Source organism: Alicyclobacillus sp. ALC3, assembly GCF_028751195.1.
Lineage (GTDB): Bacteria > Bacillota > Bacilli > Alicyclobacillales > Alicyclobacillaceae > Alicyclobacillus_L.
Window position 1 is genome coordinate 1,981,186 of the sequence record NZ_CP066784.1, and the last position, 26,120, is coordinate 2,007,305.

General features: G+C 46.0%; 21 protein-coding genes and 2 pseudogenes. 6 read left to right on the forward strand and 17 right to left on the reverse strand.

Annotation, left to right across the window (positions count from 1 at the left end):
- The first annotated feature begins 717 nt into the window (after positions 1-717).
- Positions 718-1,083, forward strand: a complete 366-nt coding sequence (locus tag JC200_RS09340; RefSeq protein ID WP_274435992.1) for a reverse transcriptase family protein — start codon at positions 718-720, stop codon at positions 1,081-1,083.
- Between the two features lie 23 nt (positions 1,084-1,106).
- Here JC200_RS09340 and JC200_RS09345 read toward each other — a convergent pair whose 3' ends face one another.
- The 3 genes from JC200_RS09345 to JC200_RS24425 all read right to left on the reverse strand — a co-directional run bounded on the left by JC200_RS09345 (position 1,107) and on the right by JC200_RS24425 (position 3,943).
- Positions 1,107-3,149, reverse strand: coding sequence for a recombinase family protein (locus tag JC200_RS09345; protein ID WP_274434016.1), 2,043 nt, complete (start codon positions 3,147-3,149; stop codon positions 1,107-1,109).
- Positions 3,150-3,301: 152 nt separating this feature from the next.
- Entirely contained in the window at positions 3,302-3,664 is a 363-nt protein-coding gene (locus tag JC200_RS09350; protein WP_274434015.1) for a DUF6788 family protein, read from the reverse strand.
- Between the two features lie 24 nt (positions 3,665-3,688).
- Positions 3,689-3,943: a DUF5372 family protein gene (locus tag JC200_RS24425; RefSeq protein ID WP_443111902.1), complete on the reverse strand. Its 255-nt coding sequence runs from the start codon at positions 3,941-3,943 to the stop codon at positions 3,689-3,691.
- Between the two features lie 32 nt (positions 3,944-3,975).
- Here JC200_RS24425 and JC200_RS09355 point away from each other — a divergent pair, with 32 nt between their 5' ends.
- The 3 genes and pseudogenes from JC200_RS09355 to JC200_RS09365 all read left to right on the forward strand — a co-directional run bounded on the left by JC200_RS09355 (position 3,976) and on the right by JC200_RS09365 (position 6,506).
- Complete coding sequence (locus JC200_RS09355) at positions 3,976-5,223, forward strand: reverse transcriptase domain-containing protein (RefSeq protein WP_274435993.1); 1,248 nt, start codon at positions 3,976-3,978, stop codon at positions 5,221-5,223.
- A gap of 80 nt (positions 5,224-5,303) precedes the next feature.
- Positions 5,304-5,792, forward strand: a pseudogene (locus tag JC200_RS09360) (IS3 family transposase); the annotation flags it as partial.
- Between the two features lie 87 nt (positions 5,793-5,879).
- Positions 5,880-6,506 carry a hypothetical protein gene (locus JC200_RS09365; RefSeq protein ID WP_274435994.1) on the forward strand — a complete coding sequence of 209 codons (627 nt, stop codon included), beginning with the start codon at positions 5,880-5,882 and terminating at the stop codon, positions 6,504-6,506.
- Between the two features lie 310 nt (positions 6,507-6,816).
- Here the strand turns inward: JC200_RS09365 and JC200_RS09370 are convergent, their stop codons facing one another.
- The 7 genes from JC200_RS09370 to JC200_RS09400 all read right to left on the reverse strand — a co-directional run bounded on the left by JC200_RS09370 (position 6,817) and on the right by JC200_RS09400 (position 15,110).
- Positions 6,817-7,746: a TniB family NTP-binding protein gene (locus JC200_RS09370; RefSeq protein ID WP_274435995.1), complete on the reverse strand. Its 930-nt coding sequence runs from the start codon at positions 7,744-7,746 to the stop codon at positions 6,817-6,819.
- Positions 7,743-9,860: a Mu transposase C-terminal domain-containing protein gene (locus tag JC200_RS09375; RefSeq protein WP_274435996.1), complete on the reverse strand. Its 2,118-nt coding sequence runs from the start codon at positions 9,858-9,860 to the stop codon at positions 7,743-7,745. The genes JC200_RS09370 and JC200_RS09375 overlap by 4 nt, the downstream gene beginning before the upstream one ends.
- A 671-nt stretch (positions 9,861-10,531) precedes the next feature.
- Positions 10,532-11,491, reverse strand: a complete 960-nt coding sequence (locus tag JC200_RS09380; RefSeq protein ID WP_274435997.1) for an AbiJ-NTD4 domain-containing protein — start codon at positions 11,489-11,491, stop codon at positions 10,532-10,534.
- Between the two features lie 25 nt (positions 11,492-11,516).
- Complete coding sequence (locus JC200_RS09385) at positions 11,517-13,631, reverse strand: hypothetical protein (protein ID WP_274435998.1); 2,115 nt, start codon at positions 13,629-13,631, stop codon at positions 11,517-11,519.
- A 67-nt stretch (positions 13,632-13,698) separates the two neighbouring features.
- Positions 13,699-14,511 carry a nucleotide-binding protein gene (locus JC200_RS09390; RefSeq protein ID WP_274435999.1) on the reverse strand — a complete coding sequence of 271 codons (813 nt, stop codon included), beginning with the start codon at positions 14,509-14,511 and terminating at the stop codon, positions 13,699-13,701.
- A gap of 154 nt (positions 14,512-14,665) precedes the next feature.
- Positions 14,666-14,887 carry a hypothetical protein gene (locus JC200_RS09395; RefSeq protein WP_274436000.1) on the reverse strand — a complete coding sequence of 74 codons (222 nt, stop codon included), beginning with the start codon at positions 14,885-14,887 and terminating at the stop codon, positions 14,666-14,668.
- Positions 14,850-15,110 (reverse strand): helix-turn-helix transcriptional regulator, encoded by a 261-nt coding sequence (locus tag JC200_RS09400; RefSeq protein ID WP_274436001.1) that lies wholly within the window; start codon positions 15,108-15,110, stop codon positions 14,850-14,852. The genes JC200_RS09395 and JC200_RS09400 overlap by 38 nt, the downstream gene beginning before the upstream one ends.
- A gap of 187 nt (positions 15,111-15,297) precedes the next feature.
- On the opposite strand from JC200_RS09400, the gene JC200_RS09405 reads away from it, so the two are divergent.
- Positions 15,298-16,485 (forward strand): hypothetical protein, encoded by a 1,188-nt coding sequence (locus JC200_RS09405; protein WP_274436002.1) that lies wholly within the window; start codon positions 15,298-15,300, stop codon positions 16,483-16,485.
- A 7-nt stretch (positions 16,486-16,492) separates the two neighbouring features.
- Here the strand turns inward: JC200_RS09405 and JC200_RS09410 are convergent, their stop codons facing one another.
- The 5 genes from JC200_RS09410 to JC200_RS09430 form a co-directional block, all read right to left on the reverse strand.
- Positions 16,493-18,424, reverse strand: coding sequence for a TnsD family transposase (locus tag JC200_RS09410; RefSeq protein ID WP_274436003.1), 1,932 nt, complete (start codon positions 18,422-18,424; stop codon positions 16,493-16,495).
- A gap of 5 nt (positions 18,425-18,429) precedes the next feature.
- The gene (locus tag JC200_RS09415; RefSeq protein ID WP_274436004.1) at positions 18,430-20,088 is read right to left on the reverse strand and encodes an ATP-binding protein; all 1,659 of its coding nucleotides are present in this window, start codon (positions 20,086-20,088) and stop codon (positions 18,430-18,432) included.
- The gene (locus tag JC200_RS09420) at positions 20,072-22,252 is read right to left on the reverse strand and encodes a Mu transposase C-terminal domain-containing protein (RefSeq protein ID WP_274436005.1); all 2,181 of its coding nucleotides are present in this window, start codon (positions 22,250-22,252) and stop codon (positions 20,072-20,074) included. Before JC200_RS09420 ends, JC200_RS09415 begins: the two co-directional genes overlap by 17 nt.
- On the reverse strand, positions 22,236-23,084 hold the full coding sequence (locus JC200_RS09425) for a TnsA endonuclease C-terminal domain-containing protein (RefSeq protein ID WP_274436006.1): 849 nt from the start codon (positions 23,082-23,084) through the stop codon (positions 22,236-22,238). Before JC200_RS09425 ends, JC200_RS09420 begins: the two co-directional genes overlap by 17 nt.
- 183 nt (positions 23,085-23,267) lie before the next feature.
- Positions 23,268-24,125: a tyrosine-type recombinase/integrase gene (locus JC200_RS09430; RefSeq protein ID WP_274436007.1), complete on the reverse strand. Its 858-nt coding sequence runs from the start codon at positions 24,123-24,125 to the stop codon at positions 23,268-23,270.
- Between the two features lie 221 nt (positions 24,126-24,346).
- On the opposite strand from JC200_RS09430, the gene JC200_RS09435 reads away from it, so the two are divergent.
- Positions 24,347-24,979, forward strand: coding sequence for a YdeI/OmpD-associated family protein (locus tag JC200_RS09435; protein ID WP_443111885.1), 633 nt, complete (start codon positions 24,347-24,349; stop codon positions 24,977-24,979).
- A 198-nt stretch (positions 24,980-25,177) separates the two neighbouring features.
- Here JC200_RS09435 and JC200_RS09440 read toward each other — a convergent pair whose 3' ends face one another.
- Positions 25,178-25,582, reverse strand: a complete 405-nt coding sequence (locus JC200_RS09440) for an SRPBCC family protein (protein ID WP_274436511.1) — start codon at positions 25,580-25,582, stop codon at positions 25,178-25,180.
- Positions 25,583-25,675: 93 nt separating this feature from the next.
- Positions 25,676-25,939, reverse strand: a pseudogene (locus tag JC200_RS09445) (ArsR/SmtB family transcription factor); the annotation flags it as partial.
- Positions 25,940-26,120: the final 181 nt, after the last annotated feature.

Below are 26,120 nucleotides of genomic sequence, written 5' to 3' on the forward strand. Positions count from 1 at the left end.
CCAAAAAGTCTGTCGCAAGGGGTGTCCTCAACACCCCCTTTTGGGGTGCCTTGCGACGGGGTACCTGAGTAGTAACCCTCATGGTGCTTATGTTACTTGAACATGATTGGAATGCGAACTGGAAAATAAAGAATTGATTCCGGGCACTCGCCCTTCCCCTGCTACGAGGGGAAGTGAGCCGAAGCGGCGGTGACTTGCTGGACACTGGCAAAGTGACGAAGTCCGTGAGAAACGGGGTTTGCGGCGAAGCGGTTACGCCAAGATGAATCTCTAGGCTAAGTATGGGACGGTTGAGGAACACGAACCTATTAAACCGCATCTGCGGGTTGAAATGTCACCCCTGCCTACACCGCTTATCAGGCAGGTCTCGAATTCGTCTCAGACACACGTATGGGATGAGGCGGCGATTGTCAGCTGGAAATGTATGCTGGCCGACATGGAACTGCGGGGAGCGCGTAGCTAGACCGTAGTGTTCGAGACGACTTGCAGCAAGCAAGGATAAAGACTGCGATAGGCAGCCTCGCCCATACGCTATAACGTCCAACATGTGAACTGGGGAAGGTTTGTACAGATGCTAAGGGAGTGTGCCCCCGATGATGTACAAGCTGGCGGAGCCTCTATAGTAGTCCGAGGCCGTGAAAGACGGCTACATGGCGAAGAGAGGCAGTTTAAGTGGTTTGCTTGGCTAATTAGCTGACCGTAGAGAGGTGAAGACCTTTGATAATCAGCGAAATGCAAAGCAAACTGGCGACGTGGTCAACGGCGAACAAAGAGCGCAAATTTGATCGCTTATTGAGGCTAGTTGCTGACAGGACATGGCTAAGTGAAGCGGCCCGCATCACGCTGTCATCCGGCGGAGCCCGCACATCAGGTGTGGACGGCGTCGATAAGCAAATGATGGAGGAAGCTCTCCAGCAAGAGCTGACAACGATACGCGAAGAATTACTGGCGGGCACCTATACCCCGCTTCCTGCGCGTCGGGTCTACATCCCGAAAAGGAACGGTAAGCTCAGGCCACTCGGTATTCCGACGGTGAATTCATACTGCACGCCTCCCAATAAGGTTTTGGAATTGGAGAGCTAGCAACACTGTTGGTGCTAAACTAGCTAATTCAAATGGCCTGACTTCTGGATTCGTTCCCGCAGTTCAAGTTCTTTCTGCTCATTCAAGTGAATTTCCCAAGGATACCCGGGAGCAGCTTTTGTCGCACTAAGAATTCCACGATTGAGCCAGTAGTAGACGACCCCCGGAGCAATTCTAAGGCGCTCAGCAACTTCTTTGACGGATAGCCCATGACGCCGTGAAGTGTATCCAGGTATCTTGTGTATGTAGCGAATCCACTTGATCGAGTCAATCGTGAACATTCTGCCGTCTGGTGTGCGCATGCCTGATTCATTTAGCTGTTTTGCGATCTGCTGGTCGATCATCGTTTCGGAGAGCCTGCGGACGACCTCAACGGTTTCAGGTGAATGTTTGACCACCATATGTTGCGGTAACGGCTTACAAGCCCAGAGCTCTTCGCAATGTTGATTGCGCCATCGCAAGCCAAGCCGAACAGCTGGGTTCCTCGGTTCAGCGAATATGGTGACGTCTTCAATCATTAAACGAAGGATTCGTTTTCGGTCCTTGAATGTAGTGGATGGCTTGGACCAGATTCGAGGTAGCTCCTTCGCAAGGCTCAGAATTGCCACCTTATCGTGTTCGGTAGGCCGCCAACTGCGGCGCTCCACATACTGGGTGTACTGCTCTTGAAGCTGCGCCAATTCGGTAAGCTTTTCATTCCATCGTGCCTCAAGGCTGCGCACTACCAGACGGTTTTCTGGCTCGACCTGCTGGTATTGTCTCTCGGCTCGATCTGCCTCGTACCGCGCCCGCTCTAGTGATAATTTCCAGCCCTTATCTGCATCATCTTCTTCGTGAAGCAGTTTGTCCATTACCTGTAGGGCAAGCTCTAATTCGGCTGGTTGTATTACCTGCAGCAGGCGCTCTGAGATGGCCTGGTCGATGCTCGGAGCCGGCACTGTCGTGCATGTGGCTCGGTGCCCATGTTCCCACCGTCCTTTGCATTCGTAGTGCGGAGAAATCCCACCGTTACCAGTGTAGCGTACACTCATGCGCCGACCACACTTCCCGCATATTACGAGCCCTTGAAGCAAGGCTGTACCTTCTCGTGCGGGGCCACTTTTCTCGAGGTTGGTACGATTCGAGTGTAGTTGCTTGAGATTCCTTTCGTATTCCTCCCATGTGACGTATCCCGGGTGATGGTCCGGAATGAACACCTCCCACTGCTCGCGAGGGAGCCGCACCGTATGATGAATAAACAGCCCTTGAGGATTCACACGTTTTTGGTCGCGATATCGACCAAAAACGTATGCGCCAGTGTACGCGGGATTGTACAGTACCCCTAGAACTCGGCTGTGGTTGAGTGTTCCCCAAACGAGTTGTCCGGCCCACGCACCACCGTAGGCCCGTTTTGGAAACCGAAGGCCGTTTTGGGCAAAGAACTGAACCACACCGTAGGCGCTACCTGTCGTACGAAATGCACGAAAAACATTGTGAATGGCTGTTTGAACCTCTTCGTCAGGGTCCAACACTGTCTGTCCGTTGGCGTCATACACATAGCCAACGGGTAGTGGAAAACGGAGTTCGCCCTTTTTTGCTTTGTTCTTTTTGCCGCCAATTAACCGAGCGCGTAAGAAATGCAATTCTGCCTCGCTCATGGTTCCTTTGAAACCAAGAATTAATCGGTCATTGAAATCTCGCAAATCGTAGATGCCGTCTTCATCCACTACGATGGTGTTGAACAGGCCACATAGCTCGAGAAGGCGCAGCAGATCCGCTGAAGAACGCGCCAAGCGCGAAATCTCCAGACCCAAGATTGCACCAACTTCGCCAAGTGATACTTGAGCCACGAGGTTCTGGAAGCCCAAACGCTGCGAACGGCCAGACCCTGAAATCCCGAGGTCCTCGTCGATGACCTGAATCTGTTCCGGAGCCCATCCCAGATCGATGGCCTTCTCCCGCAGAGCGTATTGGCGTTCCGTGCTCTCCCGGTGAAACCGGACCTGGGCTAGGCTCGATTGACGGATGTACACAATTGCTGGTCTGTTCAGGTGCTCTGGGTGAACCTTCGACGGTGCTGTCGTCATGAATTTGTTCCTCCCCATGCATTGCCGCAAGGCACGAACGCACCATCCCAGCTACGACCGTGATGAGCTCGTCCAAGCTTTGCGCGTCATCTCCGACCAATGCGGCTAATGCCGAACTAGACACGAACATCCCCTCCGACGAGGCCGACGAACTATTCGTTATCTCGGCGTCGAAGCAGTTCTAGATTGAGCTCAGTCAGTTCCGAGAGAATGTCCTGTGCGACCTCATAATTTTCGAGCCCAGCTCGGACCCGTTGCTCCCAGGCTGCAGGAACGTAATCCATTTGCGTTTTACCATGATAAAAAGACGACAGGTATAAGCTTGTATGACCAACGCCAGTCGCGCAGTGACAGGTTGGCTTGCCACACTTTACGTGTCGAGTGATAAGGGATCCGCGCAGAATCTGGTCCATTGGCGGCAGCGCCTTTAACAGCTGCCCTTTCCGCTGTTTGATGTCTTGCAAAGGAACAGATTTGAATCTTCTAGGTGCCTCGTTCTTATCAGTAGTATTCATAATAAGAAATTACCTCCTTGATTTTCAATTGTCAATTAAATTCGTTGCTGAGATCGAGGAATCATCTAGGCTTTGAAGGAGTTCGGCTAATTCCTTCAAGTCCAGTGCGTTAAATGGGGTGACCGGTTGGGAGTCGACGCGACACCAATCCGTCCAGGACTCTGGAACGCAGAGGACAGTGGAATCCGTTTGAAGAGAGCACAGAGCAGTCCCATTTACGTGCTTCACTTTAAGCAGGGCAAAGGTCTGCCCGTGGAGAGGATGAAATGGATGGGTAATAGTTACAGATGCCGAAAGGGGATTGAGCTGAAGTGCATTTTGCGCTGACCGTCCCTTCCCTACGAGACAGGATTGTTCAACGGGCTATGCTAATGGTTATGGAACCCATTTGGGAAAGCGATTTTCAGGCTTACTCTTACGGGTTTAGGCCGTCCCGAAGTGTTCACCATGCGATTCGTACCGTCAAAATGCAACTAACAGCTTCAGATGATCGAGGCAGCGCGGGACGCTGGGTCATCGAGGGTGATCTCTCAAGCTACTTCGATACCGTCCATCATCGACTATTAATGAAGGCCGTTAGCCAACGCATTGCTGATAAGCGGTTCATGACCCTGCTGTGGAAATTTATCAAAGCAGGGCACGTCGACAAAGGTTTGTTTCGTGCATCAAGTGAAGGAGTTCCTCAAGGTGGAGTCATTTCACCAATACTATCCAACATTATGCTCCATGAGTTTGATGAGTGGATGAACGACAACTACCTGAGCAAAGAAGCGCGAAACCGCCGATGGGGATGGAACGATGGAATTCGCAAACAGCGACCAATCGTGATGAGAGAAAACCGTCAGTGGAAACCTGCGATATCATACTGCCGCTATGCTGACGATTTTGTGGTCGTTGTAAAAGGTACAAAGGCACATGCAGAAAGTATTCGTGAAGCCTGTCGCGAGTTCCTTGAGGATAAGCTGAAACTCACGCTGAATATGGATAAAACCCATATTACACATGTGAACGATGGTTTCGTCTTCCTCGGACATCGAATTATTCGCAAGAGGGGCTCAAAGGGACGAATGCACGTTGTGACCACAATCCCATGGGAGAAATACCGAGGTTTTGTCGGGAAACTAGTCAAGCAACTGTCTGGCAACTACAGCATAAGCCGCATAGATATGGTGGAAAGTCTAAACCGCCAAATTGCAGGCTGGGCAAACTTCTACCAATACACGGACTACACCGCCACTATATTCGGCAAAGTGGACCGCGCAATCTTCTGGAAGCTAGCTCATTGGGTGGCAAGGAAGTACAAGCAAGGCTTTAAGAAGCTAATGCGCACCCATGTCCGTACGCCTGAATCTGGAAAGGCGAAAACATGGGTATTCCGGGGGCAGAATAGCCAAGGTCGATACGTTGAAGTTGCATTACGTAGACTCATAACCAGCCGCAAAAGCCGATTCCTTTGGCGGAATCCTGAACAGAATCCATATCTGCCGCATAACGACCCAACGCGTCGTATGATTGAGTCGCGTTATTGGGACGTCGCCTTTGCTTTGAGTAACACTTAAATGGAGAGCCGGATGCGCTGAGAGGTGCAAGTCCGGTTCGGGGAGGAGATGCAGGGAAATAGTCCGACTACGCCCTGCTTCTCACTCTACTGTGGACAACCGAAGGCTGGCTCTACGTTGCGAGCATCATGGACTTATTCACACGTAAGATTGTTGGCTGGAGAGCGGGTTCACGGATGACGAAAGAGCTTGTCATCGAAGCTCTGGAACAAGCTTATGAACGTGAGAAGCCTGAAGCCGGTGTCTTGCACCACTCGGACAGAGGTAGCCAATATGCATCCAAGGAATACCAGGACAAGCTCAAGGAGTACAGCATGGTCGGTAGCATGAGCCGAAAGGGCAATTGCTGGGACAACGCGTGCATCGAGTCTTTCCACAGTGTGATCAAGCGAGAGCTGATACACCTGGAGAAATACTCAACACGAGTTCATGCGCAAAGGGACATCTGGGAATACATTGAACTCTGGTACAACCGCAGGCGGATTCACTCCTCCATCGGCTACCATACACCAGCTCGATTCCAGACCATGTATTACCATTACAAGGGAACCCGATCGTCAAGTCAATGATCTCTACTGCAACTTAGACTGAATTTTCATATATTCTCTGTTTGGTGTGTCCACCCTATTGACTTAAGACCATGTTTTCGGTCGACTATGGAACTTGTGTTCACTATTTGTCTACTGCTCAGCGACCCTGGAAAATATCTTGCCCAGTACTTAAAATCCGGGTGGCGTGAAGCTAAGGAAGAATATGAAGATGCCGTGAAAGGCCCAATGAACAGTCAGTATCCGGAATGGTCTGAGTCGTACAAGAATGGCTTGGATTTATTCCCCACAATGTGTGGACTGTCAGATGAGGAAAAGAAAAATATTACTTCTATAAAATATTTTCCCACGCCTACGCAAATCGTGAAACAGGGCAGGAAACTCAAAAATGAATATCTAGAACCACTGGACAACTATACACGTGAATTCTTGGTTGAACTAAACAATGGATATTATTCCAGTATGGTATCTAAAATCAGCCACTACTCCGAATACGGTGTCGCGTGGCACGCGGGGCCACTCATTTGGAAAGAGTACCCTAAAGAACTCCAGGACATGTACAAGTCACAGCCAATCGGCATTTCAGTATTCATCTTGCTGTCCATATTGTCCGAGATTTCAATACACTTTAAACTGAGCAACGGACAGAAGTTAAAAGAACTGTGGACATATACGACGTCGTCGGTACCATTGCAAAAACAGCTATATGAAATTAAGTATCAGAAACTTCTCTAAGCCCTTCAAATGGGCTTTTCTTTTCCCCGTTTGCCTGTGTCCCATCGAGATAAGCAGACCGCACACAAAAAAACCTTTACCCATCACCATAAAGTGTCTCAGAATCAATCCTAGGACTTCTGAGAAATGTTCCTCTTCCCCATCAATGACCGTCCATTCTCAAACACCAATCAGCATCAAAACTAACTGCAGAATTAATTTCAAAACTACATTGGGCGTGACACTGCCACCCCAGATGGCTGTGGAATGAGGAAGAAGAACCGCGCAGTGTCGCACTGGTTCCCCTTCCGTAGGCGGGGTTGCAGCATAATCACGCTTCGTACGTCTCCGCTTTATTCAACAGCTCCAAGAACTTTTCTTCAGATTCACCCAATACATACTTTTTTGCAATAAGAAGAGCATTTACAAATAGTTCATGGTCATCTAAGTCATCTAACTCGTGTTCATTTAGCATAATCGTAAATGCTCTCTGCAGAATGTGAATGAGCGGTCGGAGTACTCCCTGACTCATTCTGTGAAGGAGTTGAGGATAATGCACATCTAGATCTCCCAGACCTAAGGGATTCGGCAGGTCTACATGCTCCTCAATCTTGGCCAAGAGGTCGCAGAACCTCTTATCGCACTCAACAAACCGTGGCAACTGAATGGATGGAAACCTGCTATAATACTGAAAGTTGATCTCGGTCAACTGTTTTGCTGCTGTTGTACCAGCGCATACCACCGATATATTGCCTATATTTGTTAAATTCTTGATTGCTTCCATCGCTTCGATTGGTTTGACACTTCGGGATGTTAAGATGAAATCCATTTCATCAAGAATTAGCATTTCAACACGTTGTTGCCCTATAAGTTCCACAGCCTGCTGCTTTACGTCGCCCACCTTTGTACCTGCAGCTTGAGGAGCACCCAAGGCATTCACAATTTGATGGTAAAATTCATACATCGTAAACGGTTGCGGTAGATCCGTATAGACTACCGGTCGAATATCATACTCTGTCCCGTCCTCATCCACATCAACGTATCCTGGGTTCCTCTTAGCATACTTACGCAACAAAGTCGATTTTCCAACGCCAGATTCCCCATAAAGAAACAAATGTCGTGGGCTAAATAGCTCGCCGTGCATACCCTCTTCTGGTCGAAGGGAGTCTAGCTCTGACCAGATTTCTCGATACCTGAGATGTTCAATGTTAAGGCTTTTCACCCGCTTCAACAGTTCCTTTTTGGCCTCGTCACTATTCATAGTTCATCTGCTCCGTCTTTTCTTCTTTTATTCGCCGACTTCACAACGTCCGCAAGCTGTTCCAAGGATGGTGTGTGTTTCGGGGGATTAACCGGTTGGGGTTGTCCCACCGTAATTTCCATATTGGCACGCTGTGCCATTTGTCGAGTCTTTCGACGAGCTTTTATCTTCTCTTGGACACGTTGTTGCAATTTTACTTTCGCATGTCTTACCATCTTTGTACCTGGAATCTTGTTTGCCTTTTCCTTAGCTTCCTCCTTTGAAATGTCACGGATGAGCTTATAGGTGTATGCATTCATACCCTTTAACTCTTCAGCGGCGGGTAACACCGCCGGAACTTCAATGTACTCGGTGGAATTCGGCGGTTGAAGGTAAATCCGTGAGATATCATCGATGTCATACTTCACTTTATACTTTGTGCTTCTCGGACCGATCAAATGAGCTAACTTGTCCAACTTATACAGTCGATTATCCAGCCGAATCCCGTCACGTGTGTAGGGTTTCATCACCGTCGGTAACAGTTCAATTTCATACTGCTCTTCGTCTTCTGGGCTTATAAAATCTGGATATCCAACCTTGTTGAGCCCGTCTACAAACCTCGTGATTGGTCGATCCGCGTTCAAGGGAAGCCCTTTATGAGGACTCATGTGGTATAGGTCTACAATATACATTGTCAGAAGCTCACGGATGTCTTCGAGAGTAAAAACCGCTTCCTCCTCTGGATTGTATTCACCAAGGTCCGCTACACTGCTCTTACGAGTCCCATCGAGCCTATGTATCAGCTTTGAATTCAAGGTACCAAAGAGCCTCTCGATAGCGGCGCCATACTCAGGGGTTCTTCTCGGCCTATATCGGACGTTGGACCTTAGGGTTTCGTTTATAATGCGCCTTACAGCCACGCTGCGGAAGTCCTTACCATTGTCCAATAGGATAACTGTGGGTATCCCAAATACCTCCCACTCGTTAAACAGATTGTATTTCTCCTTTACTCGTTTAAAGAAAACCCCTTGTTGAATGGCCTTTCGTACGACATTTGCAGATGGGGGCTCGAAGGAGACATACATGCACCATACCATCCTGCTGTAAACATCAATGCCCAACGTAATCCACGGACGACCGAGAGTGAGTCCAGAAGTGCCGTCAATCACATCAAGATCAAGTTCCGTATGATCAATTTCAACAATGTGAAGCGGATATTGGGCTTCTTCGTTGGAAAATCCTCTTTTGAGGTCATCGTATTTCTTGGCGGCTTTATTGCCATCCCGCATTCTCACTTTGATTTGTGGATCTATTCGATTCAACAGTTTCAACATGGTAATACGTTTTGGTGGCTCCTCAATTCCCTGCCGAGTACACCGAACCGAAACAGACTCATAAAAGGCTTCGTTTGACATCCGTTTTAAGGTGAGATACTCCTTTTCGATAACTTCCTTGACAATGGGTATGTATTTCCCGTCTATACGGACATCCAGCACCTGTAGAACCTCGTCTGGTTTCTTAGGGTGACAGATGACCAATTGTTTGTTATCACTACGTGATACGTAGCCAATGCCAGCTCGGCTGATTAGTCCCTCTTCTCCACGCATTTCCGCTTCACTTTCTGCTCGTCGATACGCTGATAACAGACGTTTTATCGTTCTCACAGATGCCCCCTTTTTCCTTTCGCCGTCTTCCCCAACGGTTGAAAATCTTTGTGAGACCTTATGGATCAACTCTTCTTGGGTTAACTCATTAAGCGTCTGTCCGTCGGAAAGGTAATCCCTGTGATACATCATAAACTCATACATTGCCCTGATGTCATGTTGCTTAACTCGCTCGAAGACAAGGATCGGCCTAATCATTTTGAGACGTTCCGAGACCTTGTGCCGCTGCTCCTCGGCTAAGGTGTCCATCAGCGACATGAATTTGGTATTATCCTTCTCGATTTCCTTTAACATTGTTTTACCGGCTTTGAACGAGGGATTATTCACCAATTCCACAAAATTAATTTCAACAGACTCTCCATCCCCCTCGATACGTTTGATCACAACGTTCGGTGGAGAGATAGAAAGCACTGTATATTTCCGACCGAAGTACATGAGTTCCGCATTTAGTTTCAATTCGTTAAAAGTCATATTCCGTCCCCTCTCCGGATTGTAAAATGAGTCGATCTGTCTCAGACGATATTCTAACCGTTGAGTATTCATTGATTGGTTCATTGACATTGACCCACAGAATTCCTGTGGCAATGAGGTGGTAAATAACAGGTAAAACTAGCTGTAGTCGTCAAATCAAATTGGTTTCTGACTCACTCCCCCCTCAACCCTGCCTCTTCCCTTGCCCCACAAGGATTTTCCCGCCTTCGCCCTCACTCCCTTCCATATTCTACCGTCAAATTCGATCTACAGTGGATCACGCCTTTTTTCACCCGTTTTTCTCCGTGATTTTTCCAGATTCATCGATTTTGCGTAAAAAGAAGTTGGTCGCTGGCGCGAAGGGAAAAGCAGGGCTGGAGGGTTGAGGGAGAGCAGATTTGGTCGTGTATTTTTTCTCATTTTTGATCGGGCATGGTCGAGGAATCCTTGTTATATCGGGCTTTTTCGCGTCTTATTTCCTTCGGTTTTGTCTTACCCTTGCCCCAAAACGCCTCGTCCCTGCAACACAAAAACACGGGCGAATTCAGGCTTTTGACCCGAATCCACCCGTGCTGTAGGAACCAACTTATTTTACTCAGGGTCGAACTTATTTTGCTGGAGTAGAAATTCGTTTTGCGAACACATAGAACAGGGGCGAGGAAATTAAAGGGTTAAGAACTTTCATTATTGATTTTATCCATACAAAGATCAATCAAAGCAGTTACTCGATAAAACAAGTAGTCAACTTGTTTAAGAGATTTAATCTGTATTTTGTTCTTCTCAAAATGACGAATTTGATACTTATTGCCTATACTTGTCAGTGTTGTGAATTCATCATTGAGAAGCTGGTTGAATTCCTCTGTTTCTCCCGCTACATTCTTAACAAGTGTCGTCGCCGATTGTTTCTTGTTGTTAGGATCATAAAATGTTTTTAGTCTCTCAAACGCATCCCAGATCTTTTCGAGAGCATGTGCGCGGTTTTCTTCCTTGGGGCTACGTATGTTCCGAACAGCTTGGTCTACCAATTCATTCAAACGAGAATCTGACGATTTAACATCAAGATGCTGAAGCAGGTTATCCAACTCAGTTGGTAAGTGCCGTTTGATCATTCCATCGGAATCCAGATAAAATACAATACCATTCCTTTCAAAAATGTGATTAACACTCTCCCTGAATCGTTGCTTAGCGTTTTCGGATTCAGGAAAGACAAGATGATAGTGGTTAAAATAGTTATGTAAGTTTCCCTCTTCTACATCCGAGATATTTCTATATCCGAATTCAACCAAATCAAGGGTCGCGTATTTATCTATTTTCTCCCACTCGGATATCTTCGTGCTTAGAGGTGTTTCAAGATTCGGTATTTCTGCTTCAATTGCTGTGTAAAGTAAATGCAAATTAGTACCGTAACACAGTGATCTGTTATCGGGGCATCCTTCTGGAAACCTCCGTGAAAAATTCCTTTCATACTCGTTAAACAGGTTTATAATCCCGTTGTACACTGAGCGGGTTATCTCCTCAGACTTGAGTTCCTTCTTACCAAGCTCTCTATCGCTAAAGTAACTGTTCATAACGCTATCCACCTCTACATCACAATCATCTAACTCGTTCAGTACACGTACTTCATAGCGCAATACGTTTCTCCTTCTACCTTCAGCCTTACCCGACCTGCGGACGCAAAATGAACTTCAAAATCGAATATGAATTGTAGTCTCCTGATTGAATGTTCCCAAATGTGCGTAGTCTATCGGAAGCACTGCGCTCAGACGTTTCAGGACTGGTAAGCATATACAGCAATCCAAAGGGCAAAAAGTAGGAGCGAAATGTCATGTCAAATAGCTGATTATCGGGTCGAGCATTATATGCATGCTTCAGCTCCCCAAATATGTCCAACAAGGATTGGCGTTTACTCTCAAAGTGTTCGAACTTGTTCTTTATCTCCTCGTCGTCTGTGCCAAACGAATACTGCACCAAAGCCTGAAAGAGATTGTGCCCCACTGTATTTTCGCTAAAAACACCGAAATGAAATGGCGTACACGACACACGAGTGTAAACTGCATCGTCAGGAACAGTGATCTCTGCGGTTGGATCGCACTTGCCTTGAAGCATCGCCTTATCACCACAACCAGTGTCAAACAATTCTACTGTAAATGAGCGCAAAGCAGACTCCATTCGGAAAGCTTGCATCTGGCTATCGATGAACGCTCCACCTAAATCAAGCAGAAGTTTGCCAATGTGTCCTGACCGAGCTTTTCGTGTAAGGGGTTTGATTTTACTTTCTAATATAATTACGTGGTTTTCGACGACCACAACTCCGTCTGATTCGGCTGGTTGCCCCTGATAAACATACTTACCTGAGAACACAGGCTCGCCTAATTGATTCTCCATCCAACTCCGAACGAATCGTTCAAACGCATCGCCCCAACTTCGTGGATGTCGTAAAAGTTCCTTTATCTTATCGTAAAGTCCAAAACAATCGATTGACGGAAGAGGCATGAAATACTCAAACTCAGTATGAGGGACAGGGACCAACCATTCAGAGTCAACATTTATTCCTTCGATGGCAAATGGATGATTAAACTCTTCATTTAGGCACTTGGTACTTGATAGTGCTGTCAAATAAGCTATTACCACGTCCCGCGGAATCCTTTTTCTCAGTCGATTGCACAGTTCATCTCCCTTTAACCTCGGTAACGGTGCTGGAGACTTCAAGTATTGAATAGCCATCGCTATAATTTCACGCGAGATAATCATAAACGACTGCTTATCAATACCAAGGATTTCTTTGATCTTGTCCTGATATGAATCCAATATTGAATCCAACATTACCAGAGTGCTCTCTGGAGGATACTGAATATCTTTGTATAAAGCATCATGGAAAACAGCCTTTTGAAAATACGGTATTGGATCATTAAGAAACATCAACTGAAATTGGTTATCGATACGAAAATCATACAGATTCAAGAGGACGGACGCGATCTTCTCGATTACTCCAATTGTCTCAGGATATCCCTTCCCTACTGAAGCATCGGTTGCAGTAGTCGTTTTGATCGCAAGGTGATAGAGAAACTTTCGGGTTATGTTTTGTGTCGGAGCAAACATATGTGTTTCCAAGTCAAAAGTGCTCTTATACTCCGACAACATGCGTTCAAGGAATTTTATAGCTCCATATTGTCGAATCCTCGACTCGACACGTGCGAACAGAATCAGGGCAACTTCGTCTCGGTTTTGCAAAATCCCATTCACTATCACTGCTTCTTTTACATGATCCTCAACATAGCGGACGGTGTGTACATATCGCCAAAGTTCTGGGTGTAGCCGTAGGCTATTTTCGAAGCTGTCATAGTTATGACCCAATCGTGTAATCCACACTGTTAGAATTATGATCTTCGTCAGGGTCACGTCAGATATCGGATTCCCCTTGTTACGCGTATCTTCGGGGTTAGGACGAATATATTCACCAAATCGCTCGATATAATTCCAGGTGGTACGAACATCATCACCAAACTTAACATGTCGGTATAGATAGTATTTCTTCAATTCATCAATCACCTGGCGCAACTCAATTGCATCAACATGTTTGATCCGTCGTTTCAGTTTCTGATCAACAACATCGAAAACCTCTTTGGTAGTTCGAATGTTTTCATGTGCAGGTTTCACACGGAAAAACGCATAAAGTTGGTCTAAGTCTATGGACCCTTTATGAAAATTCGCACGACATTGTGCATGCAAAGCAATTCGTTCGATTGTTTCAGCCAGTTTCCTTATGTCCATATCCACCATTCCAGTCCAGTAACACTACTGGGATATGATATTGAGTCCTATCCTGGGTATAACTCCGTCAGCTGAGTATATATCCAGCTTTCGTAAGCTCTTTCCGAATACGTTCTTGCCAGTTATCATCAAAGTTCTCTATTACACCGCCAACGATGTCGGATGGCTGTTCAATAGGTTGCTTGTTTTCATCAGACTTCGTAAACGCCATGACATTACTCCGCCCAAGTTTCCCGATGAAATACCCCAGTTCAAGGATGACATTTTGTCTTGCCCTGGATTTTGCTGATGACTGACCATCTCTCTTCGCATACCCCACATCGTCTGGTGAAAGAAGCACGATCGCGAATTCGGCTTCTCCTGCATTGGTTTCGAACTTCTCCATAACTGACTGAAAGCCGCCATTCGCCTCATCTGACAGAATGATTGGTTCCAGCTTCAATTTATACAAGAAGAGAGCGACTTTCTGTTGCATGCTTTCATCATGACCATGCACTATGAACACGCGGTTACTCTTGCCTTTCGAGGTTTCAGATGGGTCGTTATTGCCAAATTCACCTTGTTCATCTCGCAATTGAACGTATTCAATCATCGAATTTACAAGGCTCGTTGCACTTTCCACTGCTTCATTCCAAATCTTAATGTCTGACTGAGTAGTACCTCTACCTGCAATGGACACCATAGAGTACCAATGAATCGTATGTAGTTTGTTTGCATACCGAGTTTGGGCATTTTCATCATAGGGGAAAATGGTATGGATGTATGTTTCGGCTTTGTCTTGAAAAGCAATACGATCCGATTCTTCGCCATAATTACCTTTCAAAGAATCCAGCACTGGTATGAGGCTTCGAAGTAGGTCGATAGCACGTTCCGAGTTCATGTACTTGTCCCCCACATTTTCAATAACCGCTGATAGGTGAATTAACTGTCCACCCAAAAGAACCCTGCGGGCTACATTGTTTTCCCACAGGGTTCTTGTCGGGACGTTTATTTGGTATCATGACGTACACAGGATATTTCTTTTGCCCAGGTTCTTATTGCGGTGTGACAGCACCACATTGAACCTGGCTTTGTTTTATCTTGTTTGCTAAGTAATGACCCAACAGACCCAACCCTACTTGAAGAAGACGAGTTGGGTTCCCTTCTTCGATAGCCAGGATTAGATTCCCGCCCCAATAAACCGCGCTTGCTGTGTGAATAATCGCAGGCAAGTTTTGCTCAATTCCCTGCTCCAGTCCTTTCATTTCCGTCTGCATGTTCTTCACCTCCTTTGTTGGCGTACAAAAGATGCCACGCTACACCGAGAATACCTGCAATGAGGAAAACCATTGCGAGATTTGGGAGTGTTTTTCCGTTTTCCAAGTTCCAGACCGTTCGTTTGGAAACTCCTAACTCCTTTGCTAAAGCTTCCTGAGTATAGCCTGCTTTCTTTCGGAGTTCCCGAATCCTTGGTTGTGGTTGTTGGAATTTTTTATCCATGACTTACTCCTCCCGAATCTACTATACTACGACGTTATGTGGAAATTCAATTGCCACTTTTGTTGAATTCAGATTTTAATAACGTCTGTGAAAATGCTTCTCCTTTATCTTTCAAATCCGTCTATCCTGTGCGACACTTGTAAAAAGCAGGATAAGGTAGAAAATCGATTGAAACGAGGCGGGGAAGGTGACTACAGATTCAATTAAAGTCGTCAGAGAATCCCTTGAGGAATATCTCTATGAATATCTTGATCACTATGACGAAGATGCACCAGATATTGTGATTAAACACATCGATGATGACAAGGTAATTGTGTTTGATGTAACTATCGAAAAGTCGGTTTGTATTAAATGGATTAACTTATTGAAAACTCCATTACAAGAGTGGTATGAAAGAAACAAAGGCACAATTGACATACACATGTGGAACGAAATTTTTCGAGGTTCCTATGATTATACATTGGATAACGAACGGTTGGTCTACCAACCTGGGCTTTTTGTTCATAAGGGGTACGCGGAAGTACACATCGAATATGCTTCTCTGCATTTTAACAGTGAAGTCGATTGTTTTAAGATTGGGGATGTCTCTTGTGATGTCGGTTTTCCAAGTAGCATGTACACCCTGTTACACAAGCACATGGAAGACGGAGACACGTTCACTGCGGACGATTGGTCATCAATCTTTACATTAAGGCTTGAAAACATAACTCGCGAGAATTACAAAGCTTATTTGGAACAGGCTCTTTTTATTCTGTACTACTCCAACCCGCCCCAATTTGACGGAGATTATCCACATGTAGCGTTTTCTGGAAAAACTGATTCCCCAATATCCCAAAGGAGCACGGATTTTCTTCATACAGATTTCCCAACCGCAAACTATGTTGAGCCATTGAACTTTTTTAACACTGGAGGGAGCACAGGTGAAGTATTATACTTTTACAAAGTAATTGAATACTTTTTCTTAATCAATCGAAAGCAAGAAATAACCTCTATTATCCAAAGCGATCAAAATATTGATCGCAAAATAAGTGACCTCACAAAAGTTTATAAGGAAGACGAAGAGAATCTCCTGATTTCCATAATGCACACACTCAAGAGCCATCACAGGTTCGATTCGGTATTGCACTACGCAGTCAACAGAAACTTGGTGAATTCGAACGACACCAATGAGTTTGCAAACAAGATGTATCTCTACCGAAACAGTATCGTTCACGGAAAGAAGGATAATCGTTTTGACATTCTGACACGCGACTTAGTTGACCAAGAACCAGATGGATGGTTCATCGTAATAAGAGAGGTAGCCCTTATCTGTATTGAAGTCTTCTGTTACCAAGACAATTTGAAAGAAATGGTACAGAGCGTAGATGAAGTATAGTAGAGGATTAACGTGTATCTTGAATGGGGCTTATCAGCCCCTCAAACTCTTTGCGGAATTCCTTCTCTAACTCCCCCCGAATTCCAGCCTTTCTCACGATTCTCCACCACTGCAAGTCCTGCCCCTCACGCTCAATCTCCTGCACTGCCCACCTGATTCGTCGTAACTGAAAGTCCTCAACTGTTTCCTTTACAGACTCGAAGTATGCGTTTGTCTGCGGCATCTTGCTCAGATGCTTTTCCAACAGAGACAAGTAACCGATTCGCTTCCCTATCCTGCTAATTGAAATCCGCTCTGGCTTCCCGTCCGATGTGAGTATGCTCGTCACCTCAGTTCGAACCAAAGCAAGAATCTCCTCGTCTCGCTTATTCCAGTCAACCCGCGAATTCGTCGTGATTACCCGTGTTGGTTTCGGCGAATGTTCTATTAACCAACTCTTATCATTGCGGTAAAGCCATGTGTATAACGCTTTGTTTAATTGTCTGAGTTCAGTTCGTGACTTCTGCTCATTCTGTCTTATCAATTCGAGCCAAGCCCGCCGCTGACGTTTCCGAAGGTCAGCGGGGACAGCAGACGATATTGCCTTGCGATGTTGTTGGGCAAGGTCAGCGTACTTCTTTACCGTGTTGACATCGACGTGCAGTCTTCGGGCAATCTCCCGTAAACTCAAGTTTTCTTTCAAGAGTTCACCGAGTTTCCGCTCCCACACTGCCCCAAAAACCTTTATTCTCCCGACTCTGTACTTGTCATCCGCGCTGGTGTCTGGTCCCTTCCGTGAATAGACAAACCCGCACGAACACACAAAGGTTCCAATCGGTTTCTTTATCTTGCTGTCGTAACGAATCGACAAATCCTCAACAACAGGTTGTTGATAATGGTCGGCGGCTGAATTTAAACAAAGCCACGGGGATGAGCCAAAAGGCTGATACACTGGCTCTTTTGAGAAGAGGTCCTCCAAGCTGATACCAAGAAACTGCATCAGGAGCAAATGTCGTATTGGATGAAATGTTTTGCGATGTTTTCTCACTATGGCGTTCATCCAGTTGTCATCTCGATCCGAAACGGAAGATTGCATGATCTCCAGAAATGGTTCCCCGTAATAGTTTAGGAACTCTCGTCGAAACTCGACCTGTCTTACATGTCCATGCACGTTGGCAAGTCCCATCTTCTTCAGCCGCGCAACATAATGGTTCGCAAACCATTCCATCGGACGATTCGGGTAGCTGGAGTTGAGTAACTTATCCACATTGTCCACAAGCATTCGATATTTTGTGGACAACTCATCATCTTCTAACAATACGGTTATCTTTGAAGCGGCATCATCCCATGTTGACGGGACACCATGGGCGAAGATTCCCTCACCATCCTTATTGTTCTCTTGCATATCACGGTGACAATCCTCATGAGCGGCGGAGACAAACTCATGTCGATTCATGGGTAATGAATGACTTCGATAAAGAAGAGTTCTGTGAATCGGACATATATAGACCCCAGGTACCTGATGAACTCGATGCCAATACGGCTCTCCCCAACGTGTCCTATCCTCTTCAAAACATTTACCGCAGTATTTGAGCGTCTTATCTGTACTGATTGAGCTTGCCATGATTCCAAGCCTACCGTGAACGGAGTGTCCAATGTCGCCTTTCATGGACTCAAAAACCAAGTTTGCCCGTTGTGGTGGAAGAAAGGCACTATAAAACGGGTATAAGGTATGCATTTTAATCAACTTTTCGGCAGTGTAAGGGTGCTGTATCGGAAGATGCTCAATTAGTGAATCGAAATGCGCGGGCAAATCAATGACGGCAGTTACACTCGTAGTACCGTACAAATCCATGATGGTTGCTTTCGGACTGATGTTGCCGCTTGCGGCATGAAAACGAGCCAGTACGCTGTACATTACTTCATCACTTGCAAAAGGCGTAGGAAAGAATGCAACCATCTCCTTCACCCCACTACAAACAACGGATCAGTCGAAGTCGGGTTAATGATTCCACGCTGTTTCAACACTTCATAGGCACTCAGTCCCTTCTTCTTGCCCTCTGCAACTTCAGCACGGATATCGCCCTCGATAGCTTGCCCCTTCTGGTCGGATCGCCCATCAGTTTTATCCGACTCACCTTGAGCATGAAGAGCCAAAGCAGTTTTGACAACGTTCGGCACGGTCAGAATTCCCTTTCCCTCCATCACTTTATTGACCAGCCGTTTGGCTGTCGCAGGCGGGATTTCAAGCTCTAACAGCTTGATGATGGACTCTTCTGTGACACTTGTTGCCTGACGTTCAGCCTGTTTCTTCGCTAATTGCAACTCCTTGATCTTCTGACTCATCCTGGCGGCTGAAGACTCCCGTTCGATAAACGAACCGATGTCGATGGGCTGAATGTCCTCATATTTTGCAAGTTCACGCACGTTGCCAGATCGCAATGAAGAGAGCATGGGCTGAACCAAACGTAGTTGTTCGTTAGCCACCTGCCGAAACAAGAACGCACTCAACGTCTCTTTTCCAGAGGACATGGCGCGGATCTGAGCCATGACAAAAATCTTGACCGCAATATCCACGATCCCCTGGCTGAGATCATACAATTCCGCACTCAATTCAGGTGTTATAGGCACAGGCTTTCGGACCCACTGATAATCCCATATACCTTCAAGCAACAAATCCCAACTTGCATCTTGCTTCATTCGCTCCCAAACCATATCGCCTTGCCCACTGCCGCGACGAGCTTGCCTGAACTGCGATTGAAGTACCCCTGCCGCTTTGTTGGTTCCGATTAGCACCACTGGGATTCCAATGGTATTGACCAGTGTGACGAAGTAATTGAGCATTTTCTCCGCCCCTTGGCTCTTGGCGGTGCTCAAGTGTTGTATCTCGTCAATGACAAGCAAGCCCAATCCATATGTACGTGAAATCTGAGACATGGCAGGTTGAAGTGCACTAATTGGGTAACGTGCAGATCCGTATTGGCGGTAATATCTCGTGCCCAACAACAAATCAACATTTCGAAAGAAGTCTATGGTTAAACCCTTGATTGATCCATCGTGTGGACAATCGACTTTCAGCCAGGTTATTTGATCTGCACTGAATGGGATACCCTGATATTCCGAATGTACAATGACTTGTGGATACAATGATAAGATTCTATTGATTGCTGTGCTCTTCCCCAATCCACTCGGTCCGATAATCGTCAGTGCCGACTGAGAACGAAACCCTTGATTTCCGCTTGCCTCTACATGACGGCTCCTAATCCATTCTTGCGCCCCGTCGATTTGTTCCAAAAAGCCTGATGGAATAGGATTACGATGCACATATCCCTGCCGTATGAGGCGTGAAATCCGATTTTCCAAGTCGAGGTGAACGCCAAGTGGTTGGAAATACTGAAAGAGGCGTTGAACCAAATGAAAACGAATATGCGTCTCCAACTGTCGCTCTTTCGGATCAAGTGGAGGGTATATGGCTAAGTGGTCGATTACTTCCTCTTGCGACAGTATCGGTGGAAGTGCCTCGATAAACGGATTAAACCTGTAATCCACAACATCCTGTTCTCGATATTCCGCCACGACAGCTTCGCAACCATTCGGTATAAGCACTTTATTCGTCGTTTGCATCGCGCTTCTCCCTTTGTTTTTTCTTCAACAAAGCCAATTCTGGATTGAGTTCGTCATCGGGTGTTGGGTTCAGTTGAACCACTTGCCCTCCGTCTTTCTCTACGGATTGCCGCTTGTCCAATTCGAAGGCATCCATCTGACGATTCAATGCTTTCTCCACACCACGATTGATCCGAATATCCCGAACCCGCTTACTCTTACTCTCCCCCGCATTTCGCTCCTGTTTTGTCATCCTTTCCGCGTCTTTGATGATGTCATCAATCTCAGATAGGAGATCCACTTTTTGCTGTAGCATCCTATCCTCGTTTGCACTTCGGTCGAACTTCTCTTGCTCAAGAAGATGCTCGATCTCCTCCAGGGTTTTGTCCCGATATCGCGCCTGATGATTGAGCAGGTAACACTTATCAAAGCCCTTGCCGTCCTCGTGCGGTATATAGATGTAGTTTAGATTTCGGGGATCGTAGGATACTGTGACTTTGACACTCTTACCATCATTTCGCGCTTTCTCGAACCATCGCTCTCGCAAAGCCTTCTCAGTGGAATACAACAAACCCTTAAAACAACGGATTCCTCGCGCGGTGATGGATGCTTGAACAGTGGGCATTAGGTGCAAACGCATTAAGTCTTCGGGGATAGTACGTAATTTTCCAGCGCGGTTTTGGATGCCCCAGTTCCACAGTTTCAGAGGTATTGGGGGTACATCGTCCGCAACCATTTGTGCATCCCGTTGGTACGAGTTCATCGAGGTGCTATTGTGATGCAAAACCGCCCGAATCATAATTTGGGTGAATTGATATAGATCGAGCGTCGCGTCAAGCCTATAATCATGTGACCCCCGCTCCCGAAAATCAGGTTGAATCCCGCCAGGTAATATAGGTTTTACATATCCGTTCAGTGTCTTGAAGAACCGTTCAACGATTGGTTTCCAGTCGGGTCGAAAGCTACCTGTGGTCATAATCTTTACATTCAAATTCCGAATGAGCGGCTCTGCCATTTTACTTGCCATCTCACCCTGATCAGCTAACAAAGCTTCTGGCAGGTGGTGAACTGGAAAGTCCTCTTCGGCTATATCGATGATGCCGTACTCCTTACAGAATTCAACCTTGTTTTGTACGGTATTGTAGAGTGCACCCATTGCTCCTAACCAACTTGGACCTTCCAAGCCAACATACAATCCACAGACCATGCGAGAGAACGTATCTATGACACCATAAACGACGGGTCTGCCGATGACCCAGTTACGGTTGTACCTTGAAACGAGATAAACATCAGCAATCGTAGCATCTATTTGATAGATACTACCAGGTCCGAAAGCTTGAGATGTTCCATCCCCTAAAAGGGATCTATGACGCTGAAGGTAACTTTTCTTAGATTGGCGAGCAGATATTTCGTGTTTCCAGTCCCGTTCTTTGTAAAAATGATATTTGAATTGTCCAAGTGTCGGAGTTTCCGCAGTCGATTTTAGTACCCTCTGTTCTGTTCCCTCGGCATCCCGCACTGCATCCGAATAATACTCACGGCGCATCAACTCGTAGCTACGTACAAGAGATAGTCCCTGCCCATAATAAAAACGGTTCAGAGCTACTCGGAATATCCGTTTGGTCGTTTCGTCAACATTGATCCCGTTTCCGACAATCTCTGCAAACTTTCGTGGGCGACCTCTCTTTCTTCCTATTAAAGTAGAGCTTCGGTTCATCGCCCCCGCCCTGTAGTCAGGCACAAGTGCATTTTTGTGTTGTCCACGTTGCCAGAATCGTCGTAGATACGAGCGAATTGTTTTTTCGCTAACCCCAAATAGCACATTCGCCTTCTTTATCACCTCTACGCGATGAGTCGGATAAAAGACGTTTGGTTGGTTCTCCGTGCCCGCGACCACCTGAATAATCTCCCATGCCTTATCTCGAATGGCTCGTTCTTTTTCAGTTAGAGAATTTTCGGTAACGATCTTCATGTGTGGGTCATCCGATAATGCGATGACATCTCCCAATGACAGCAACGCTAAGATGTTATCCACCTCTCTGAACTTTGGCAGACTGGTGCGTCCAAGAATCTCGATAGTCACCACTTGCTTAAAGTGTTCATCCACCCAAAGAACTCTCTCGATGTGACCAGGCGACCCAGCCTCATTCATAAATTGGATCAGCATATTAACCGTCAACTGCATCTCGAACATCACCGCCATTCGCCATGAAATTAGTGACTCGAACAACCTGGTTCACTGGTTTACCCAGATCGATGCGTTCATCCATGTTTACCAAGACCTGTTTGTTCGCGATCAAGTGCCGAAACAACAGTAAGCCTGATCCTGGATCGAGGTTGAACTGACTGTCCAAAGCGTTGGTCACATCCCTCACGGACTTGTGGCTCGAATCCAGCCACTCAACGAAGATTTTTGTCAATCGTGAAACGTTATGTGTAGAAAGACCGTCCAAGGTCTTTGCTGAATGCACCCATTCGATATTCTTGGCTCTGATAACGTTGATATCGTATTGGGTGACAATTCCCCAATCAATCTGCTTTTCTGAAAAATAGCGTCTCAGTAACTCGAAACGTTCCAGGACTTTGGACTTCTCCAATTCAGCGGCGGCTTTCACGCTCCGAGCGACGTACTGTTTCTTTCCGTTCGCGTCCTTCAGAGTTAAAAGAAAGGTGGTTGTGAAAATATACGGCGTACCACTTTCCTTATCTCGGAACTTGTCCAAATCAATATCGCAATCCCCAAGAGTGTCTTGGAGGTCGAGGATTGGGTAATGTTCTCGAATGTCCAAACAAACCTCATCAGTGTCGAATTCGACAAGGTAAAAATAGCGAGTCTCAATATCACTGAAAAAATGATGGATGCGACCAGTCTTCCAGCCCTTTATGCGACTGGAACGCCCGTTGGAGGCGACGTTCTGTATAGTGAGCCAAGGTCGGTATCCTTCCAACTCGCCCTGCCCACGTCCCTCGCGTATCCATTTATTCATCTTCTCATTTGTCCACGGCTGTTTCGCCATTGGCATCACATCCTTTTCTACGGACAAAAACGGTGTCGTTTATATGCCTGCCTTACAAGCTCCTTGACAAAAAACAATGGGGTTCCGTTTTTTTTAACGGAACCCCACTTACGACGCGATGGTATCTCACTTTAAAATCACTTCTCATAGCATTACCAGCAAAAGCTTGAATTCCCCGCCCCCCTACAGGAGTTCTGCCTTACGCTTCATCTCACTTCTGCTGGGATTTGTATACAAAAGCGTAACCTTCAGATCCTTGTGACCACATTGATTAGCCACCTCATGAACGGAAAATCCATTTTCCAAACAGTTGGTCGCATAGAAATGTCTTAGCATGTGCGGCGTAATAACCTGGCTGAACCTCTTGAACTGCTTATTGATAACCGTCCTGTCCACCCGCTCTGTTTCACGGGAGTTGAACAGGTATTCACTTTCGGATGTACGAACTTTCATGTATTCCCGAATCGCCGAAACGATCCTGCTGTTTAGATAAACTAATCTCTGCTTTCCGCCTTTGCCCTTACGAACAACGACTTCCTTTGCCTCCAAACTGAGGTCTGTTAGTTTGACATGGAGAGCTTCACTAATCCGCAATCCCGTGTAGGATAACAATGTCACCAGGGCATATAATCGCTTGTCTCCAGACTCTAAAATTTCTTGCCTGAACTTTTCGACATCACTCTTTGAAATAATGCACGGATTTGCGAACTCCAGTACCACCTTCAGGAAATCGGATTTCTCAACCACGACATCATCCTGAATGCCTTGTTTAATCAAGAATTGATTGAATGAGACCAACGAGCTTAAGCACCCATTTACCGTCTTTGCATTCAGATGCTTTCCCTTAAACCGTTTCACATTGATGAGGTAATTCCTGAAGTCCAAAATATTCTCCCGATACAGCCGCTTGCAATCCATTCCATATGTATCACGGAACCAGTTCAAATACTGGTGGACGTTCATGACGTAAGTCTTGATAGTATTTTCACTCTTACTCGATTGGGAGAGAAACGCCGAAAAACCTTCAACTAAGTGCTCCATGCTCTCCCCCTCCATCCTCCATCCTCCAGAAATTCTGTTGCATTCATACCGCTTCACAAACGCCAGAGTTGTGTTGCATTCATGTCCAAATTTTAACTCCAGATTTGATAGAAATGCAACACAATCGGGCTTATGTTGACATGTCCAATATGTTAGTCTTAACGCCATGTAGTACAAACCCATTCAACAAGACAGGATTACATACAGAAAGGTGTTCCCTGATGCCAAAAAAAACAATGAATCCGAAGGTTGATAAGTATCTTGCGGAAGGGTGCATGCGTTGCAAGTTGGGGGGCACTCCAAACTGCAAAGTCCATAATTGGGAGGAAGAATTGAAGATATTGAGAGCGATTCTCCTTGACTGTGGGCTGACCGAAGAATTAAAGTGGTCTCTGCCTTGTTACACATACCAGAAGCGAAACATCGTGATGATGACTGCCTTTAAGGATTACTGTTCATTGAACTTTATGAAGGGTTCCTTGTTAAAGGATACCCACGGTATTTTAGTAATGCCTGGCGAGAATACGCAGGTAGGTCGTCAAATTCGATTCACCAATGCCCAAGACATAGCTATGATGGAACCCATCTTGAAAGAGTATATATTGGAAGCTATCGAGGTAGAGAAATCTGGTGTAAAACCGACTGTCAAAAAGAAGCCAGTACCAATTCCAGAAGAACTCCAAGAAAAACTGAATGACATTCCTGCGTTAAAAACAGCTTTTGAGGCATTAACACCAGGACGGCAGAGAGCCTACATTCTTTATTTTTCAGCACCCAAACAAGCCAAAACTCGTGAGTCAAGAATTGAAAAATGTATTCAGAAAATCCTCGACGGGAAAGGATTGAATGATTAGTATGTTCCACTCTAACATGAGATAAAGCGGGCTCTTTCAAATGCGGTGTATGACAAATGCGGCGTTCATACTGAAAACGAGGCTCATGCTCTCGTATGCACAAGCCTCGCCTATGTCAGTGGTTTGTAAATAATTTACATTGAATGTACGCAAATTAACTTCCTTTAGTGGGCTTATGCGTGACAATCTACCACCGATTTAGTCCGTTAACACTTTTTCAAGGTGATTAGCCATGCTCTGCCAACCATACAATGCACCACTGAATGCTTGCTCTTCCTTGAATCCAGTTTGATCGAGATGCACATGAGTGGTTCCATCATCGACCTGTTTCAAAATCCAGGTGACTGTAGTGTTTTCGCCACCACTTACCCATGTGTATGATAGTCGATGAGGTTCGTCCACTTCGAGGACCTCGCAATGTACAATCCCATCCCACCATTGGTTCGGCTCGGTGCGGAATTGAAAATTATGTCCCACGATTGGTTTGAAGTCATTTTCCTGAAATAGCATCCATTTTGCAAGAGTGTTCGAATCTGTTAAGGCTACCCACACTTGCTCGATTGCACTCTTAAATTCAAAGTCTAATGACACGTCTTTTCCCATGTTTTGCTCCTCCTCTAATAATCGATTTAAGGCAACCATTTTGTTTGTCCAAAATTGTTGATAATAGGATAACCAATCTTGAATCTCCCGAAGTGGGGTAGGATTGATCCGATAACGAGTCTCCCGTCCGACTTTTCGGTCTAAGACCAGATTGGCATCTTTCAGAACGGACAAGTGTTTTGATACTGCCGTTCGCCCCATTTGAAACTGAGCCGTCAACTCATGCAATGGCAATTCTTTTGCATCCGCCAACAGACGAATCAGTTTGCGTCTGGTTGGATCGGCTACCGCAAAATAAACGTCTCGTGTTTGACTGGTATCGGTCAAAACCACCCTTCCCCTCTTAAACGACACCATTTAGGGTCTAATTCATCATATGACACCAATTGGTGTCTCGTCAAATATTACGAACGTACAGTTGTGCCGTCCGCACCGCGAGAAATGCTACACAAGACCAATTCTGTTGATAGTCCCCCCCCTTTGCTCGGTCTGTGACCTATTCTCGGTGAACCAGAGAGTAGATCAAATCAGGAGAAGA

Coding starts and splice junctions, on each gene's coding strand:
- JC200_RS09375 (WP_274435996.1), bottom strand. CDS start 9,860: ATGACTTTTAACGAATTGAAACTAAATGCGGAACTCATGTACTTCGGT.
- JC200_RS09420 (WP_274436005.1), bottom strand. CDS start 22,252: ATGCAGTTGACGGTTAATATGCTGATCCAATTTATGAATGAGGCTGGG.
- JC200_RS09350 (WP_274434015.1), bottom strand. CDS start 3,664: ATGAATACTACTGATAAGAACGAGGCACCTAGAAGATTCAAATCTGTT.
- JC200_RS09415 (WP_274436004.1), bottom strand. CDS start 20,088: ATGCAAACGACGAATAAAGTGCTTATACCGAATGGTTGCGAAGCTGTC.
- JC200_RS09370 (WP_274435995.1), bottom strand. CDS start 7,746: ATGAATAGTGACGAGGCCAAAAAGGAACTGTTGAAGCGGGTGAAAAGC.
- JC200_RS09435 (WP_443111885.1), top strand. CDS start 24,347: ATGCCAAAAAAAACAATGAATCCGAAGGTTGATAAGTATCTTGCGGAA.
- JC200_RS09345 (WP_274434016.1), bottom strand. CDS start 3,149: ATGACGACAGCACCGTCGAAGGTTCACCCAGAGCACCTGAACAGACCA.
- JC200_RS09430 (WP_274436007.1), bottom strand. CDS start 24,125: ATGGAGCACTTAGTTGAAGGTTTTTCGGCGTTTCTCTCCCAATCGAGT.
- JC200_RS09400 (WP_274436001.1), bottom strand. CDS start 15,110: ATGGATAAAAAATTCCAACAACCACAACCAAGGATTCGGGAACTCCGA.
- JC200_RS09425 (WP_274436006.1), bottom strand. CDS start 23,084: ATGGCGAAACAGCCGTGGACAAATGAGAAGATGAATAAATGGATACGC.
- JC200_RS09395 (WP_274436000.1), bottom strand. CDS start 14,887: ATGCAGACGGAAATGAAAGGACTGGAGCAGGGAATTGAGCAAAACTTG.
- JC200_RS09390 (WP_274435999.1), bottom strand. CDS start 14,511: ATGAACTCGGAACGTGCTATCGACCTACTTCGAAGCCTCATACCAGTG.
- JC200_RS09440 (WP_274436511.1), bottom strand. CDS start 25,582: ATGGGAAAAGACGTGTCATTAGACTTTGAATTTAAGAGTGCAATCGAG.
- JC200_RS09410 (WP_274436003.1), bottom strand. CDS start 18,424: ATGGTTGCATTCTTTCCTACGCCTTTTGCAAGTGATGAAGTAATGTAC.
- JC200_RS09385 (WP_274435998.1), bottom strand. CDS start 13,631: ATGGACATAAGGAAACTGGCTGAAACAATCGAACGAATTGCTTTGCAT.
- JC200_RS09365 (WP_274435994.1), top strand. CDS start 5,880: ATGGAACTTGTGTTCACTATTTGTCTACTGCTCAGCGACCCTGGAAAA.